Below are 1,995 nucleotides of genomic sequence, written 5' to 3' on the forward strand. Positions count from 1 at the left end.
GTCCCGACCTCCACTACGACCAGGTGGTCGTCCTCGGAACGCTGCAGTACCTGGATGACACCCACGGCTCGGCCGCGATCAGCTCTCGCGATTCAGCGAGGCGAGGACCGCGGCGGCCTCGGCGACGACTGCGCAGAGTCCTTCCACGATCTGCCGTGAGTACTGCCGGGAGTCCCGCGGGTCGTGGCCCGGCGTGCCTCTGGCTTCGAGCAGTCGCTCCCAGGGGCCGCCCGGGACCAGGAACCGTGTCGCGTGGGCCGAGCCGTGGGTGTCATCCAGGTACTGCAGCGTTCCGAGGACGACCACCTGGTCGTAGTGGAGGTCGGGACGCGCCAGGTAGACATCGAGAAAGTCGCCGAGCAGCTCGGCGTCCGCAGCGCTGCCGAACGTCGCGAGGGCGACGCAATACGCCTGGCCCGCGTACGGCCCCTCGCTGGCGAGGAGGAGCCTGCCCAGGAGCGCACGGAACTCTGTCCGGTGTGCTACGGCGGTCAGCCAGGCGGCGGTCCTGCGTTCACGCCATCCCCCCTCGAAGAGGACCTGGAGTTCCCTCGGAGTGATGTCGTGGGCGGCCTGGGCCAGATCCCGCACGAACGCAGAGCGCTCGTCAGGACTGTGCCGCAGAAGCCCACCGCCGAGCCGCAGGTATCGCCGATCGGGCATGACGAACCGCCGGGCCGCAGCTTGCAGTTCAGGATCACTCCGGACATCACGCACAGCCTCATCCTGACCGGTGAGGGCCGGCGTGAGCCACTGCTTTCCCAGCCGGCGGGGAAAACCGTTGCAGCTTGCCACTTGCCACGGTTCACCGGCTACGGAGAGGGGCGGAGACGGACAGCCCGCCCCGCCATCTTTCACGGCGGGGCGGGCTGTCCGCGAAGCTCGCGGTCTGGCGCAGGGCATCAGCAGGACATCGGCAGTCCCTCAGCAAGGCATCAACAGCGGATCAGGCCGCGATGGCCATGTCGAAGACATGGATGCCGCTGTTGTCCGGCAGGACGACGAAGTCGACCTGCTTGGCCGCGTCGAGCGGGATGGAGTGGGCGAACACGCGGTAGGCGATACCGGCGTTGCCGTACCCGTCCGGGCGGTTCCGGCCGTCGGACGACGCGACGAGCGTCGCGCCGTGCGCGTCGGCGGGGGAGAACGACCAGTTGGGGAAGCCGAACGAACCCTTCGCGGACGTCCCGTCCTTGTAGTACACGGTGGCCGTGCCCGTCGCACCGCTGCCGACGCCCGACCCGAGGAAGACGAGCCGGCTGCCCTGCCCGCTCAGAGTGACCGCCTGCCCGGCGCTCGCCACGTTGTCCTTCGTACCGCTCGGCACGTCCGGCCAGGTCAGCTTCGCGCCCAGCGCGGCCACGGACGCGCCGCGGGTCAGGCCGACGGCGGCGAGCTTCTGCGCGGAGAAGCTGTTGCCCTCACCGTCGTAGTCGCCGGGTGCGGTGTCCGACTCGTCGGTGATGGCGACGCCGTTGTAGGCGGCCTTGAGGTCGGCCAGCGGCTCGCCCGTGCGCTGGGACAGCGTGCCGGTGGCGGACCCTGCCCCGTCACCGCCCTTGTACGTCACGGAAGCGGTGAAGGTGCGGACCCTGAACCCCGGTCGCTGCTCCGGCACTTGGATCTTGAACTCGGTGGCGACGGTCCGGCCCGCGGCGACGGCGGCGCTCACGGTGCGCTCGGCCGGCTGTACCGCCCAGCCGACCGGCCCGGCGAAGGACACCTTCAGGGATCGCATGCGTTCGGGCCCCGCGTTCTTGACGGTCACCTTCACCGCCGAGATGGCCGGCCCCTGGAGGTCGACCGGTGCGATGGCCACCTCCGTCTTCGCCACGGCGGGAGCCGGTGCCGCAGCGAGGACCGGCGTGGGGACGAGAAGTATCGCCGCCGCGGCGGCCCCGGCTCTGAGCAGGCTGATCACTCGGACTGGTCGCACGGTCTGTCTCCTTCGCGAGTCTGCTGGATGCGGGGATGCGGGGATGCGGGGATGCGGGG

At 70.4% G+C, this 1,995-nt stretch carries 2 protein-coding genes; both read right to left on the minus strand.

The window, feature by feature from the left end; all coding sequences use genetic code 11:
* Nucleotides 1-78: 78 nt before the first annotated feature.
* On the minus strand, nt 79-717 hold the full coding sequence (locus EAO70_RS34915; protein WP_261993201.1) for a DUF6000 family protein: 639 nt from the start codon (nt 715-717) through the stop codon (nt 79-81).
* A gap of 229 nt (nt 718-946) precedes the next feature.
* Nucleotides 947-1,936, minus strand: coding sequence for an NEW3 domain-containing protein (locus EAO70_RS34920; protein WP_148006834.1), 990 nt, complete (start codon nt 1,934-1,936; stop codon nt 947-949).
* Between the last annotated feature and the right edge of the window lie 59 nt (nt 1,937-1,995).

Source organism: Streptomyces sp. adm13(2018), assembly GCF_008042145.1.
Taxonomy (GTDB): Bacteria; Actinomycetota; Actinomycetes; order Streptomycetales; family Streptomycetaceae; genus Streptomyces.